This window comes from Schauerella aestuarii, assembly GCF_009866805.1.
Taxonomy (GTDB): domain Bacteria; phylum Pseudomonadota; class Gammaproteobacteria; order Burkholderiales; family Burkholderiaceae_B; genus Schauerella; species Schauerella aestuarii.
In genome coordinates, this window is record NZ_SIZW01000039.1 from 537,549 (window position 1) to 550,448 (window position 12,900).

The 12,900-nt window shown below is 62.6% G+C and carries 12 protein-coding genes; 3 read left to right on the plus strand and 9 right to left on the minus strand.

Translation table 11 applies throughout. The features are described from left to right. Positions 1–84 precede the first annotated feature (84 nt). Complete coding sequence (locus tag EYW45_RS05470; protein WP_161134335.1) at positions 85–486, plus strand: GFA family protein; 402 nt, start codon at positions 85–87, stop codon at positions 484–486. 31 nt (positions 487–517) lie between these two features. Here the strand turns inward: EYW45_RS05470 and EYW45_RS05475 are convergent, their stop codons facing one another. Genes EYW45_RS05475 through EYW45_RS05490 form a run of 4 tightly spaced genes read right to left on the minus strand, consistent with a single transcriptional unit; the run spans position 518 to position 5,787 of the window. After that, positions 518–2,248 (minus strand): dipeptide ABC transporter ATP-binding protein, encoded by a 1,731-nt coding sequence (locus EYW45_RS05475; protein ID WP_161134336.1) that lies wholly within the window; start codon positions 2,246–2,248, stop codon positions 518–520. Between the two features lie 7 nt (positions 2,249–2,255). Beyond that, a complete protein-coding gene (locus EYW45_RS05480) occupies positions 2,256–3,182 on the minus strand; it encodes an ABC transporter permease (protein WP_161134337.1) in 927 nt (308 codons plus the stop codon). A 21-nt stretch (positions 3,183–3,203) separates the two neighbouring features. Next, positions 3,204–4,175 (minus strand): ABC transporter permease, encoded by a 972-nt coding sequence (locus EYW45_RS05485; protein WP_161134338.1) that lies wholly within the window; start codon positions 4,173–4,175, stop codon positions 3,204–3,206. A 1-nt stretch (position 4,176) separates the two neighbouring features. After that, complete coding sequence (locus EYW45_RS05490) at positions 4,177–5,787, minus strand: ABC transporter substrate-binding protein (protein ID WP_161134339.1); 1,611 nt, start codon at positions 5,785–5,787, stop codon at positions 4,177–4,179. 594 nt (positions 5,788–6,381) lie between these two features. On the opposite strand from EYW45_RS05490, the gene EYW45_RS05495 reads away from it, so the two are divergent. Continuing rightward, entirely contained in the window at positions 6,382–6,930 is a 549-nt protein-coding gene (locus EYW45_RS05495; RefSeq protein WP_161134340.1) for a sugar O-acetyltransferase, read from the plus strand. 75 nt (positions 6,931–7,005) lie between these two features. Here the strand turns inward: EYW45_RS05495 and EYW45_RS05500 are convergent, their stop codons facing one another. Genes EYW45_RS05500 through EYW45_RS05515 form a run of 4 tightly spaced genes read right to left on the minus strand, consistent with a single transcriptional unit; the run spans position 7,006 to position 8,290 of the window. After that, positions 7,006–7,182: a hypothetical protein gene (locus EYW45_RS05500; RefSeq protein WP_161134341.1), complete on the minus strand. Its 177-nt coding sequence runs from the start codon at positions 7,180–7,182 to the stop codon at positions 7,006–7,008. 50 nt (positions 7,183–7,232) lie between these two features. Then, the gene (locus EYW45_RS05505) at positions 7,233–7,562 is read right to left on the minus strand and encodes a thioredoxin family protein (protein ID WP_161134342.1); all 330 of its coding nucleotides are present in this window, start codon (positions 7,560–7,562) and stop codon (positions 7,233–7,235) included. Positions 7,563–7,581: 19 nt separating this feature from the next. Continuing rightward, a complete protein-coding gene (locus tag EYW45_RS05510; protein WP_161134343.1) occupies positions 7,582–7,917 on the minus strand; it encodes a helix-turn-helix domain-containing protein in 336 nt (111 codons plus the stop codon). Then, positions 7,889–8,290 carry a type II toxin-antitoxin system RelE/ParE family toxin gene (locus tag EYW45_RS05515; RefSeq protein WP_161134344.1) on the minus strand — a complete coding sequence of 134 codons (402 nt, stop codon included), beginning with the start codon at positions 8,288–8,290 and terminating at the stop codon, positions 7,889–7,891. Before EYW45_RS05515 ends, EYW45_RS05510 begins: the two co-directional genes overlap by 29 nt. 316 nt (positions 8,291–8,606) lie before the next feature. Here EYW45_RS05515 and EYW45_RS05520 point away from each other — a divergent pair, with 316 nt between their 5' ends. Then, positions 8,607–9,572: a TRAP transporter substrate-binding protein gene (locus EYW45_RS05520; RefSeq protein ID WP_161134619.1), complete on the plus strand. Its 966-nt coding sequence runs from the start codon at positions 8,607–8,609 to the stop codon at positions 9,570–9,572. A gap of 88 nt (positions 9,573–9,660) precedes the next feature. On the opposite strand, the gene EYW45_RS05525 is transcribed toward EYW45_RS05520, so the two are convergent. After that, the gene (locus EYW45_RS05525; RefSeq protein ID WP_161134345.1) at positions 9,661–12,714 is read right to left on the minus strand and encodes an autotransporter domain-containing protein; all 3,054 of its coding nucleotides are present in this window, start codon (positions 12,712–12,714) and stop codon (positions 9,661–9,663) included. Positions 12,715–12,900: the final 186 nt, after the last annotated feature.

Below are 12,900 nucleotides of genomic sequence, written 5' to 3' on the forward strand. Positions count from 1 at the left end.
CGACAGCATCTGGCGATGGGCACGCCATAGCGCGCTTCGCCTATGATGGCGGGATCTTTCACTGCATCCCAACGAGGCCGACTCATGCAGGGATCTTGTTTATGCGGCAGCGTCGCTTATGACGCCGATGCGCTGACCGGGCCGATCGTGCACTGTCACTGCCTGACCTGCCAGAAGGCGCACTCGGCGGTATTCGCCTCGACGGCCCGTGTCGAACGCAGCGGCTTTCGCTGGACGCGCGGCGATAACGTGCGCCGCGCCTTCGAGTCGACGCCCGGAAAATTGCGGCACTTCTGCGCACAGTGCGGCACGCATCTGATGGCAGAGTGGGTGGGCCGCGACTACGTTATCTTGCGCGTGGCGTCGTTGGACGATGACCCTGGCGTGCAACCGGCCGCCCGCATCTGGACCACGCATGATCGGCCTTGGCTGCAATGGCATGCCGATGTGCCGGCCTACGACGAAGGCGCGCCGCCGGTGCGTTGAGACGAGCGGGGCGCAATCGACAGCGACGGGATCAAGCCGCCACCACATCCAGCCCTTCGCGTGACATGTCGCTCAGCTTCGGCATGAGACTCAGCAGATGCTGGCTGTAGGGGTGCTGCGGCGCCTTGAACAGCGTTTCGGTATCCGCCACTTCGAGCAGTTCGCCGTGCCGCATCACGCCCACGCGATCGCACATCTGGCGGATCACCGGCAAGTCGTGGCTGATGAACAGCATCGTCAGCCCCAGTGTTTCCTGCAGATCCTTCAGCAGATTCAGAATCTGCGCCTGAATCGACACATCGAGCGCGGAGGTCGGCTCGTCGCAGATCAGAAAACGGGGGCGGGTGGCGAGCGCGCGCGCGATGCAGATACGTTGGCGCTGGCCGCCTGAAAATTCATGCGGAAAGCGCTTGGCCGCTTGTGCGCCCAGGCCCACGACGTCGAGCAGATCGTGTACCACCGCACGCGTTTGCGTTTCGTTTTCGGTCAGGCGATGGAACCGGATCGGTTCGGCCACGATATCCAGCACGCGCATGCGCGGATTCAGCGACGAGAACGGATCCTGGAACACCATCTGGATCTGGCGGCGAAATGCGTTTTGCGCCTTCTCGTCCTTCAGGCCGGTAAGCTCGGTGCCATTGAAGTGCACAGAGCCGCTGCTGGGGGTGTAGAGGCCGGCGATCAAGCGTGCGACGGTCGACTTGCCCGATCCGGATTCGCCGACGAGACCGAACACTTCGCCTTCGCGGATCGACACATTCAATTGTTTGACGGCATCGAGCGTGCGGCGATTGCGTTTCAGAAATGCATTCTTGAGCGTGAACTGCATGCCCAGGTTGCGCGTCTCGACCAGCGGCCCCGCTTCGCGGGTGCCGAAATCGCGGCGTTGCCCCAGCCAGTGCGTGGCGATATCCAGCGGTTTGGCGGGCGTGCGCACGTCTTCGATGTACGTCACCATCGGAAAGCGGTGCAGCTTGATATCCGGGCGCGGCACGGCAGAAATCAAGCTGCGCGTGTACTCGTGATCCGGGTCGCCCAAAATCTTCTGCGTGGGGCCTTCCTCCACCAGCTTGCCGCGATACAGCACGGCCACGCGATCGGTGATGTCGGCGATCACGCCCATGTCGTGGGTGATGATGATCATGCCCACTTCTTTCTCTTTGCACAGCTTGCGCAGCAGATCCAGAATCTGAGCCTGGATCGACACGTCCAGCGCGGTCGTGGGCTCGTCGGCGATGATCACCTCGGGCTCGCAGCACAGCGCCAGGGCGATCACCACGCGCTGCCGCATGCCGCCCGAAAACTGATGCGGATACTGCTTCACGCGTAATTCGGGCTCGGGGATGCCCACCTGCTTGAGCGCGTCGATCGCACGCAGGCAGGCCTCGGCATGCGAAAGGCGCAGATGCACCTGCATGGTTTCCACCAACTGGCTTTCCACCGTTTGCAGCGGATCGAGCGAGGTGAGCGGATCCTGGAAGATCATGCCGATGCGGCGGCCCCGCATCGCGCGCAGTTCGGCTGGGCCCAGCGCGTCGATACGCGTGCCGGCCAGACTGATCTCGCCCGCGGTGAGCTTGCCCGGCGGTTCGAGCAGGCCGATGATGGCATTGCCTACCGTCGATTTGCCCGCGCCGGATTCGCCCACCACGCCGAGGATTTCGCCTTTCTGCAGGGTGAGATTCAAACCATCGACCGCCACCAGCGTGCCGCGGCGGCTGGCGAATTCGATGCGCATATTCTGAACGTTCAATAATGCCATTTCAGCCTCAGCGCAGCTTGGGGTTCAAGGCGTCGCGCAGCCAGTCGCCCAGCAGATTGACCGCGAGCACCAGCACCACGAGCGCAATTCCCGGAAAAATGGAGATCCACCACATGCCCGAGAACAGATAACTGTTGCCGATGCGGATCAGCGTGCCCAGCGACGGCGTCGTCGACGGCACACCCACGCCCAGAAACGACAGCGTGGCTTCGGTAATCACGGCCACGGCCAGATGGATGGTGGCGATCACCAGCACCGGGCCCATCACGTTGGGCAGAATGTGCCGGCGCAGGATCGTGATCGGGCCGATGCCGATCAGGCGTGCGGCCTGCACATATTCCTTGTTGCGTTCGACCAGCGTGGCGCCGCGCACGGTGCGCGCGTATTGCACCCAGCCCGAAATGCCGATCGCGAACACCAGCACGTACAACGCGAGTTCGTTGTGCAGATCGCGGGGCAACAGGCCCCGAGCCACGCCGTCGATCAGGAGCGCCACCAGAATGGCGGGGAACGACAGCTGCACATCCGCGATCCGCATGATGAAGCTGTCGACCCGCCCGCCGGCATAGCCGCTGATCAACCCGAGCGTCACGCCCAGCACGACCGAGAAAATGACCGAAGCGAACCCGACGAAGAGCGACACGCGCGAGCCGTACAGCACGGCCGACAAGATATCGCGGCCCTGGTCGTCCGTGCCCAGCAGGAAGTCGCGACTGCCGCCGTCTTCCCACGACGGCGGCGTGTTGGCATCCATGATGCTCAACGACGCCAGGTCGAAGGGGTTGTGCGGCGCAATCAACGGCGCGAATAGCGCCGCAAGCACCATCACCAGGGTCACCACGGCCGCAATGACGGCGCCCGGCGAGCGTTTGAAGCTGTACCAGATGTCGCTATCGGCGGTCTGGGCGAAGAAGGTCGCTACGCGATTCATCATGCGTCTCTTAAAGTGCGGTGCTTAACGGGTTTGCACGCGCAAGCGCGGATCGACGACCAGGTAGAGCAGGTCGACCACGAGATTGATCAGCACGAATACGAAGGCGATCAACAGCAGATACGCCGCCATCACGGGGATGTCCACCATGCTGATGGCCTGGATGAAGAGCAGCCCCATGCCCGGCCACTGAAACACCGTTTCGGTAATGATGGCGAATGCGATGATCGAGCCCAGTTGCAGGCCGGTAATGGTGATCACCGGCACCAGCGTGTTCTTCAGGGCATGGCGGAAATTGATCAGGCGCTCCGGCAGCCCGCGTGCACGGGCAAACTTGATGAAGTCGGCGCGCAGCACTTCCAGCATTTCGGCCCGCACCAGCCGCATGATCAGCGTCATCTGGAAGAGCGCCAGGGTGATGGCCGGCAGGATCAACGCGGCCCACCCGGAGCGGGTGAGGAACCCGGTGGTCCAGCCGCCGATGTTGACCACATCGCCGCGCCCGAAGCTGGGCAGCCAGCGCAACTGCACGCTGAACACCAGAATGAGCAGGATGCCGATGAGGAATGTGGGCAGCGAAATGCCGGCCAGCGACACGGCCATGAACGCCTTGGAGACGATGCCGCGGCGGCGCAGCGCCGTATAGATGCCCATGGGAATGCCCAGCGCCAACGCCATCACTGCCGAAACCAGCGACAGTTCAAGCGTGGCGGGCAACCGCTCGGCCAGCAGTTCGCTGACCGGGCGGCGGTGCCGGTACGAGATACCGAAATCACCCTGTGCGGCCTTGCCCACGAAGCGGGCGTACTGCACGAGAAACGGATCGTCGAGCCCGAGGTCCTGGCGTAGTTTCAGCCGCTGCTCGGTGGTGGTGTCCTGTCCCACCATGGCGGCGACGGGATCGCCGACATAGCGGAACATGGCGAAGGCGATCAGCGCCACGGCCAACATGACAAGCACGGCCTGAAAGAGGCGGTTGGCGATGAACGTTGCCATATCAGGGCATCACGACGCTACGAAGATCCATCACGTCGTCGGCGCGTTGCACGACCTTGATGGTGTCCTTCACGCCCCACGACATCGGTTGCTGATGCAGCGGCAGATAACCCCAATCGGTGCGCACGATCTCGAAGGCTTCCTTGATCATGGCATTGCGCTTGACCTGATCGGTCTCCACACCCACCTTGGCCGTCAGCTCGTCGACCTTGGGATTGCAATAGCCCCCCAGGTTGAACTGGCCGGCCGATGTCTTGGGATCGCGGCAGGTCACGAGGTTGAGCAGCGCGTTGTGCGCGTCGATCGAGCTCGGCGTCCAACCCAGCATGTACATGCTGGTCTGGTTGCCGGCCTGCGGCAGGATCTTGCCGAAATACTTCGACTTGGTCTGCGCCAGCAGGTTGATCTTGATGCCTACGCGCGCCAGCATCGAGGCGACCGCCTGGCAGACCTTTTCGTCATTGACGTAGCGGTCGTTCGGGCAATCCATCGTCACTTCGAAACCCTGCGGATATCCGGCATCCACCAGCAGCTTCTTCGCCTTTTCGACGTCGGGCTTGATCGGCGCACCGTACGAGTCGGCATAGCCGTTGATGGCCGTGGCCACGAGCGACCCCAGCGGCTTGGCGGCGCCGCGCATGATCTTGTCGTTGATGGCCTTGGTATCCACGGCCAGCACGACCGCTTCACGCACCCGCACATCCTTGAACGGGTTTTTGCCCTTGATGTTCGAGAACAGCAGCTCGTCGCGGCTTTGATCCATCCCGATGAAGATCGCGCGCGCTTCGGCACCCGTCAACGGTTTCACGCCTTTCGCGTCTTCAAGCCGCTTCCAGTCTTGCACCGGCACCGGAATCACCGCATCCATTTCGCCTGAAATCAACGCGGCCACGCGCGTCGCTTCCTGGGTGATCGGCTGGAAAATGACTTCGTCCACATTGGTGGCGATCTTGTCCTTGCCCCAGTAGCCGTCGAAGCGCTTCATCGTCGTGCGAATGTCGGGCTGGCGCGACGTCACCATGAAGGGGCCGGTGCCGTTCGAATTCAAATTGGCAAAGTTGCCCTGGTTGTCGCCCTTGGCGTTGGTCGCCTCGGTGGTCTTGTTCTTTTCCGACCACGGTTTGCTCATGATGAACAGGTATACCCATTCGCGCGGCAGGATGGGGTTGGGCGTGGGCGTGGTGACTTCGATCGTGTAGTCGTCGATCTTCTTGATATCGGCGGCCTTGGCACCATACGCCTTCATGTCCGAGCCCGGCGTCAGGCTGCGCTTCCACGAAAAGATCACGTCGTCGGCATTGAACGGCGTGCCGTCATGAAACTTCACGCCCTGGCGCAGCTTGAAGACCCACTTCGTGGGCTCGGGATTCTCCCAGCTCGTGGCCAGCGCGGGTACCAGCTTCAGTTCGCCGTCATAAGCCACCAGGGGTTCGTAGATGTTGTTTTGGAAACCCAACGTGAACGTCTCGTTCAGCGCCATCGGATCGAGCGACATCGCATCGCCCTGATAGGCCCAACGGAACGTCTTGGTCTCGGCGGCATGCGCCAGGCCGGTGGCAACAACGAGGGCGGCGGCCAGCGCCGATCGCTTCAGCAACGTGGAAGTACGCATGGTCTGGGGTGCTCCTTTGGCGCTCGCGGCGCGATCTTCGTCGGATATTCCTTGGCGCTCGAGACACGAATGTCGGCCAGGGGTTGGTGGGTGCAGCAAAAAGCTATGAGGGATGCTGGCTGCGCGTGGCCGAATGCGGCGCGAACGCATGGCGCGCAGCGGAAAACGGAGGGGCGGCAGGCATGTTGTGGCGCGCGGTGCGCCCAGCATCGGTCGACGCACCAGGCGTCGGCTCGGCAAATGGGATCGCGGTGAGGGCGGCGAAAGGCGGGCGGTAACGCGTCGCTGTGTAGAGGGTGAACACGACAGGAAACTTCTGATGCACGGTGAACAACTCTCTAAGACATTTGGCTTTGCCGCAGATCGAGGATCACCCGACTACGTAAAAAATCATCTTATAGATGCACCAATTGCAACGTCAATTTGGGTTTACCCGCGCCGTAGCGGGCGGCGCAGCGCGATGTGAGGGGTTTGATATTGGCCGCGCGGGCGAACCGTCCGTCGCTGGTACCGCGCCTGAGCGGGCAACGATGACGCCGCGCGCGGCGCACGGCGTGCTGGGTATGATCGGTGTCCAACCAGGAGACCTTTTTCATGCCCACAGAGAAGCAAAAGATGTTGGCCGGCGAGATGTACGATCCCGGCGATCCCGAACTGCAGAATGATCTGGCCGAGAACATGGCGTGGATGGTGCGCTACAACGCCGCCCTTGGCATGCACCGCGATCAGCGCCGCGAACTGCTGCGTGAGCGCTTGAAAGCGGTAGGCGACGGCACTACCGTGCGTCCGCCCTTCCATTGCGATTACGGCTTCAACATCACGCTGGGCGAGGGGGTGTTCTTCAATTTCAACTGCGTGATCCTCGACGTCGTCAGTGTGACGGTGGGTGATAAAACGCAGATTGGCCCTGGCGTGCAGATTCTCACGGCCGATCATCCGCGCGACGCGGCAAGCCGCGAGCAGGGCATCGAGTTCGGCCGGCCGATCAGCATCGGACGCAATGTATGGATCGGCGCGGGCGCCATCATCCTGCCTGGCGTTACCGTGGGCGACGATGCGTTGATCGGTGCCGGGAGTGTGGTCACCCGCGATGTGCCGGCCGGTGCTACCGTCGTCGGCAACCCGGCGCGCGTTCGCGGATAGAAAGACTTCGAAGTTGAACGTTCGCGTGCGCGAAGCGCCGGTGGGCCCGCAGACCGCGCGCCCACCGGCCAATCACTACTTGGCGGGCTTGTCCTTGCCGCGGCTCGTGCTTTCCGAATCGTGCGTGCGCAAAAAGCCGCTCAAGGTTTCATCCTCGTGCTGCGGCCGGTCATCGGCATGGGGCGGGGGATCGTCATTCACGCCCGTGGGCGCCTGCGGGTCTTTTTGTGTATCGGGCTTCGGATCGGTCATGGCGTTCTCCAGGTGTGTACCGGGTCGCGCAAGGGCCGTGCCGCACTGCATCAAGTGGGTGTCAGCGCCTTGAACGCCGCGCGGATGTCGTCCTGCCGCTGAGGCCGCACTAGGCGAGCCACTTCCTTGCCGTCGCGCAAGAACACCAGCGTGGGCCAGAGCGTCACCCGATAAGCGCGGCCCAGCGGCCGACCTTTGCCGTCCTCCACCTTCAGGTGGCCAACTTCCGGATGATCGTCGAACACGGCGGCAATGAGCGGCTGCGCGGCGCGGCAGTGCCCGCACCAGCCCGTGCCGAACTCCAGTACGGTTGGTTGCGTGAGGGCGTCGACGTCGGCGCGCGTAGGTTCGACGACGGCATAGGTGTGGGTCATGGACATGGACTGGGCTCCGGCGGGGTTAGCCGTGCATGAGCAGCAAATGTCCGACCTGATCTTCCGTGGCGCGAATGCGGATCTCGATGTCGTATCCGAGACGATTCAAGCAATCCATAAGCTTTCGTTCTGAGAAGTTGGTGAAATCACCACGCAGGAGTGCCGACACTTTGGGCTGCGTCAGTCCCATTCGCTGGGCTGCATTCTTTTGCGTCAGGTTGCGATCACGTATGGCCTTGGTGATTTCACACACCAAGCCCGATTTAACTTTCAGACTTTCAGCGTCAGGCAAGCAAAGATCAGCAAATACGTTGCCGGAACTGATCTGAAACTCAGTGTGGTCGTTCGCTTTTCTTTTCATTTTGGATCGCCTTCAGCTGGAAGATTGCCGTTTTTAGTCGTCGATTGATCAATGCCATGTCTTCTCTCGGCGTTTCGATTCCTGTTTTGCTTTTCTTCTGGAAAACATGAAGCACGACGATCACCTCAGGGAAGCGAATGAGGTAAGCCGCTCGAAACGTGCCTGAGCGGTCGGATACGACGATCTCGAGAACATCGCTGCCATGAAATCCCCTGAGCGCTTTGGCGGACGGAGCGCGCTCGCCCCTTTGAGCAGCATTCAACGCGTGGCCGATATGCGTGCGGACTTCCACTGGCAGTTTGTTGAGATCTTTCAGGGCGCTCCCCATCCAGAGGAGTGGACGTTCAATGCATCTTGGATGGGAATATACCATTTCAGGAATATTTCGATTTTTAAGGTTGCCGGGTACGACACAACTTATGCGGGTGCATTAGGAAGTAATCCGCGCTGTGGAAAAACCGGACGATTTCGTGGCCTGCAGGCAACCCGGTTACAGCCTTCGAACTAGGCGTTTGTACGTCTGCCCGGCAGGGGCATTCGTTCGTACACTGGTCCGTTCTCGGCAATCGGCCGGCGGCGTGGGCTTCGGGGGTGTCATGAACAATCAACAGGGTTTTGAAATCGCAACGGTGGCGGCCGGTATCTATCGGCGGCGCGCGGTATTGGCGGTGGCGGCGGCCTTGCTGCTGATGACGTTGGCGGCGCAGGCGGCACCTGCGGTAAAAGCCACAGGCCGAGCGCCCGTCTCGCTCTCGATGGCCACCGAATACCCGGCGACCTCGATGCCGGGGCAGGGCGTGACCACCTTCGCCGAACTCGTCGAAAAGAAGACGCGGGGCGCCGTGACGATCAAGCCGAGCTTCGATGCTGCGGCCGGATTCAAATCCGGTGACATGATCGATGCCGTGGCCGCGCGCAAGGTGGATGCGGGCGATGCCTTCGCGGGTGGCATGGCAAACAAGTACCCGATCTTCGCGGTGTCGTCGCTGCCGTTCCTGGCGGACTCGCTCAAGAAAGCCGTTGGCCTGAACAAAGCCGCCATGCCGACGTACCAAAAATTTTTCGCCGAGCATGGCCAGAAGTTGCTCTACACCACGCCGTGGCCCGCATCGGGCATCTGGTCCAAGGCCCCGGTGAACAGCGTGGCGGATCTGCAGGCGCTCAACATTCGCACTTATGACAACACCTCACAGGCCGTGATGACGCGTGCCGGTGCAAAGGCGGTCAATATCTCGTTTGCCGATGCCATGCCGCGAATTGCAGCGGGCGATGTGAATGCCGTGCTGTCGTCGGGCGATGGCGGTGCCGGGCGCAAGCTTTGGGAGCATCTGCCGCACTTCACCGAGATCAACTACGCCATGCCGGTATCGGTAGCCACGATGAACCTCGAGGCTTACAAGGCGCTCGACCCGGCCGCGCGTGCGGCGATCGATGCTGCGGCGGCCGAAACCGAGAAGGCGCAATGGAAGCGCATCGAGACACGGCTGAAGGAAAACTACGACACCATGCGCAAGAACGGTGTGACGATCGACACCACCGTACCCGCCGAGGTGAAGCAGGCGTTGACGCGTGCGTCGTCGGGTTCGGTCGCCGAATGGAAAACGGCGAATGCACCGGCCAGCACGGTGATCCTGAATCGCTTCGGCGTGAAGTGATCGAACAAAAGGCGGCCGAGGCCGCCTTTTGCGTGATGCCCGTGTGCCGCATTCAGGATCGAGCGATCCCGGTGCGGCACGCGTTCGATCAGAACAGCACGTTCACGCGCGCGTTGACCGAGTTGGCGCGGGTGTCCGAACCGTATTGGCCTTGGTAGCCCACGCCGATGGTGGTGGCGCGACCGACCTTGAAGTCCATGCCGGCTTCGAGCACGGCAGCGTTCTTGGCGATCGGGGCACCGGCGGTCGAGAAGCTATCGCCGGTGGCGAAGGCCATGCGGGCCGAGGGCAGCGTGTCGCCATAGGCGTGACGCCAGCCCACCGAGCCGCGCAGCACGGCATCCACGCGCGACCACGGCAAGGCCGTCGAGGCACGCAGGCCCAACGTCGAGAACGTGGTGCTCATCGTGTCGCTATCGGCGCGCAGGGCGGCGGCGCCGCCGCTTTCAATGAAGCTGTCGCTGCGTTGGCGCACATACGCCACATTGGCGAACGGCTCGAACGCAGCCTGGCCGGCATCGATGCGATAGCCCAGGTCGGCAAATGCCTGGAAGGCGCGGGCGTCGTAGTCGGCTTTCAGCGAATCCGAGAAGCCGCCAAATGCCACCGAGCGCTTCGTTTCGACGTCGTGCCACGTGTAGCCCAGGCCACCGCGCAACGTGAACGCGTTCATCTTGCCGGCACCGTAGATCCCCAGGTGGTAGTTGTCGCTATCGCCCGAGGAGCGGCGGCTATCCACGTCGAAGCTCGAACGGCTGTAGCCCGCATAGGCACCTGCACGCACGTTCGGGTTGAACGCGTGATCGGCTCCGATCAGGAAACCGCCGGTGTTGTTGGAGAGCTTGCCGGTGTTGTCGTCGCCCTGCGTGCGCGACCACGTGCCGAACGTTTGCGCCCAGGCGCCATTGCGCGTGGGAGCAGGCGAGGCCACCAGGCTGCGGGCCATGGCGGGCACGGGCGTGCCGTCATTGTCGAACATGGCGCGCATGCGATCGTTGACCGCGTTGCTCACGAGTTGCGTGCTGCCGATCAACGCACCACGCGTGGCGGCATGCTGCTCGCCCGACAACTGATTGAAGGCCGAGCGGGCTTCGTCCGCGCTCAACACCAGCACATTGTTGTAGAGCGCGAGCGACGCGCCGCTTTGCGCGAGCGTGCCCAAGGCGCCCGCCGTGTTCCATTGGTTGCTGCTCTCGGCCACCGTCTGGAAGATGCCGGGCGTGGCCGAGCCGCCGGTGCCGGGCGTACCCGGATTGGTGGGCGTGCCAGGATTGCCGGGGGTGCCGGGATTACCGGGATCGCCTGGCGTGCCAGGATTCTCGGGTGTGCCGGGGTTGCCGGGATTTTCCGGCGTTCCCGGGTTGCCAGGGGTGCCCGGATTGCCGCCCACGTCCTTCTGCGCGATCGACAGCACCACGTCGTTCGGGTTGTGAGCCAGCGACACGTCCAGGAAGGCCGACTTCGACACGGCTTGCGCAAACGTGCCGGTGATCCCACCCGCCGAGCTCAAAATCGAATAGGTCTGGCCGGTCTGGTAGCTTTGCTGCGGGTCCAGGGCCGTGACGGCGACCGTCGTGCTGCCGTCCAGGCGGGTCTTGCCGGTGACGGCAATCTTGTCGCTGGCGCCGTTGCCCGCGATGTCGACCGCGTAATTGCCGCCGTTGAGGATGTCCAGGTCGCCCTGGATGTTCAACGTCCCGATGCCATTGTCGCCCGGGGAGATCGTGCCGCCGTCGCGAACTTGCGTGTAACCCAGTCGACCCGAGCCGCCCAATATACCGGTGCCGGTCACTTCGTTGCGGTTCGTGTAGTAGGTGTTGCCCAGGAAGTCCGTTTGCATACGGCCCGCTTCGGCATTGGCGATCAGCGTGCCGCCGTCGACGACGAAACGGGTATAGCTGTAGTTGATGCTGTTGGACGGTTCGGTGTTGACCTGCGTCATGTTGCTGGCCAGGGTCAGCTTGCCGCCGCTCACTGCAACCTCGCCCGAGAAGCGGTCGGCGTTGCCCGTCAGGGTGGTTTCGCCGGCGAACTGGTTGATGCGGCCTTCTTCCAGCAGCGTGTTGGCAAACACGTAGCCGGTATTCGTGTGGTTGAAGTTCAGATGCGAACGGCCCGTTCCGAACGTAATGTTCGTCGCCGGATCGATCGTGCCCGCAGCGGCAGCGGCCAGCGGCGACGGTACCAACGTCCAGCTCGAAACATCCACGTCGCCACCGATCGTGAGGTTGCCGAAGCCTTCCGAGACGGCACTGCCTCGGCCGATCAGGATCCCTTCTTTGGCGCTCAGCGTTGCACCCTCGGCCACCGACAGATTGGCTTTCGAACTGGTGCTGTCACCCACCACCAGATAACGCGTGGTGGTGAGCGAGGAGCCCGCGCCGGTCAGTTGCGAACTGGTCTGCGCGCCGCTTGCGCCCAGCAACACGATGCTGCTGGTCACGTTCGCGGCGTTCTCGATGCGCAGATCGGCCGTGGCTTCGATCGTGCCGGTACTCGTCCACGTTGAACCCGTGCCGGTAATGACCATCGGGTTATTGATATTGGCGTAGGTCGTGAGTACGCTGCCGCCGTTCTCGATGCGGAACACGCCGTTGTTGCCGCCTGCCAGCGCCAGATTTTCAGTGTCCAGCACCGAGCCCGCGCCCGTCACCACCAGTGAGCCCGATGCGGTGGCGCCGTACGTGATGTTGGTGTTCTTCACCGACACCTTGCCGCCATCTTCGATGCGCAGCGAACCCTTGCCGCCGCCCAACGTGGCGTCGTACGCGCCGCCGATGTACAGACTGTTTTCCAAGACGAAGTTGGTGCGGGGGATGATCCACTCCGATCCCGGGCCGCGCACGACCACATCGCCCGTCGAGCCGTTGTAGCGGCCGATGAAGCCGCCCTTGCTGACAACGGTCGCGCCGCTGTCGATGATCAACGCGCTGTTGGGCAGATCTCGGCCAATGGTCAGCGTGCCGTCATAGGCGCGGTCCGAACTCCAGGTGGTCTGGGTGCCATCGAGAAGGCCATCCGCAGCGTGCGCGATGCTCATGCCGGCTGTCAGGCCAACCGTGGCAAATGACGGGAACAGCACGGCGCTGGAAAGCAGACTGCTCAGCGCCGTTTTCTTGAATGTTTGTCGAGGGGCAATCACGAGGTGATCCTGTAAAGAAAAATGCGCGGATCGTGCCGAGGGACACTCGGCGGGGGTTACGCGCGGCGTAAACGGGTAGGAGGCATGGGAAAACGAAAAGCCATGCACGGCAAAGTGGCAGGCATGACTTTCGGCTTTTCGGCGGGGCCAAGGCTACGGCACGGCAACGCGTGCGTCATTAGTACG

Excerpts from the sequence above, each read along its gene's own strand:
- EYW45_RS05470 (WP_161134335.1), top strand. The coding sequence starts at position 85 with ATGCAGGGATCTTGTTTATGCGGCAGCGTCGCTTATGACGCCGATGCG.
- EYW45_RS05475 (WP_161134336.1), bottom strand. The coding sequence starts at position 2,248 with ATGGCATTATTGAACGTTCAGAATATGCGCATCGAATTCGCCAGCCGC.
- EYW45_RS05480 (WP_161134337.1), bottom strand. The coding sequence starts at position 3,182 with ATGATGAATCGCGTAGCGACCTTCTTCGCCCAGACCGCCGATAGCGAC.
- EYW45_RS05485 (WP_161134338.1), bottom strand. The coding sequence starts at position 4,175 with ATGGCAACGTTCATCGCCAACCGCCTCTTTCAGGCCGTGCTTGTCATG.
- EYW45_RS05490 (WP_161134339.1), bottom strand. The coding sequence starts at position 5,787 with ATGCGTACTTCCACGTTGCTGAAGCGATCGGCGCTGGCCGCCGCCCTC.
- EYW45_RS05495 (WP_161134340.1), top strand. The coding sequence starts at position 6,382 with ATGCCCACAGAGAAGCAAAAGATGTTGGCCGGCGAGATGTACGATCCC.
- EYW45_RS05500 (WP_161134341.1), bottom strand. The coding sequence starts at position 7,182 with ATGACCGATCCGAAGCCCGATACACAAAAAGACCCGCAGGCGCCCACG.
- EYW45_RS05505 (WP_161134342.1), bottom strand. The coding sequence starts at position 7,562 with ATGTCCATGACCCACACCTATGCCGTCGTCGAACCTACGCGCGCCGAC.
- EYW45_RS05510 (WP_161134343.1), bottom strand. The coding sequence starts at position 7,917 with ATGAAAAGAAAAGCGAACGACCACACTGAGTTTCAGATCAGTTCCGGC.
- EYW45_RS05515 (WP_161134344.1), bottom strand. The coding sequence starts at position 8,290 with ATGGTATATTCCCATCCAAGATGCATTGAACGTCCACTCCTCTGGATG.
- EYW45_RS05520 (WP_161134619.1), top strand. The coding sequence starts at position 8,607 with ATGACGTTGGCGGCGCAGGCGGCACCTGCGGTAAAAGCCACAGGCCGA.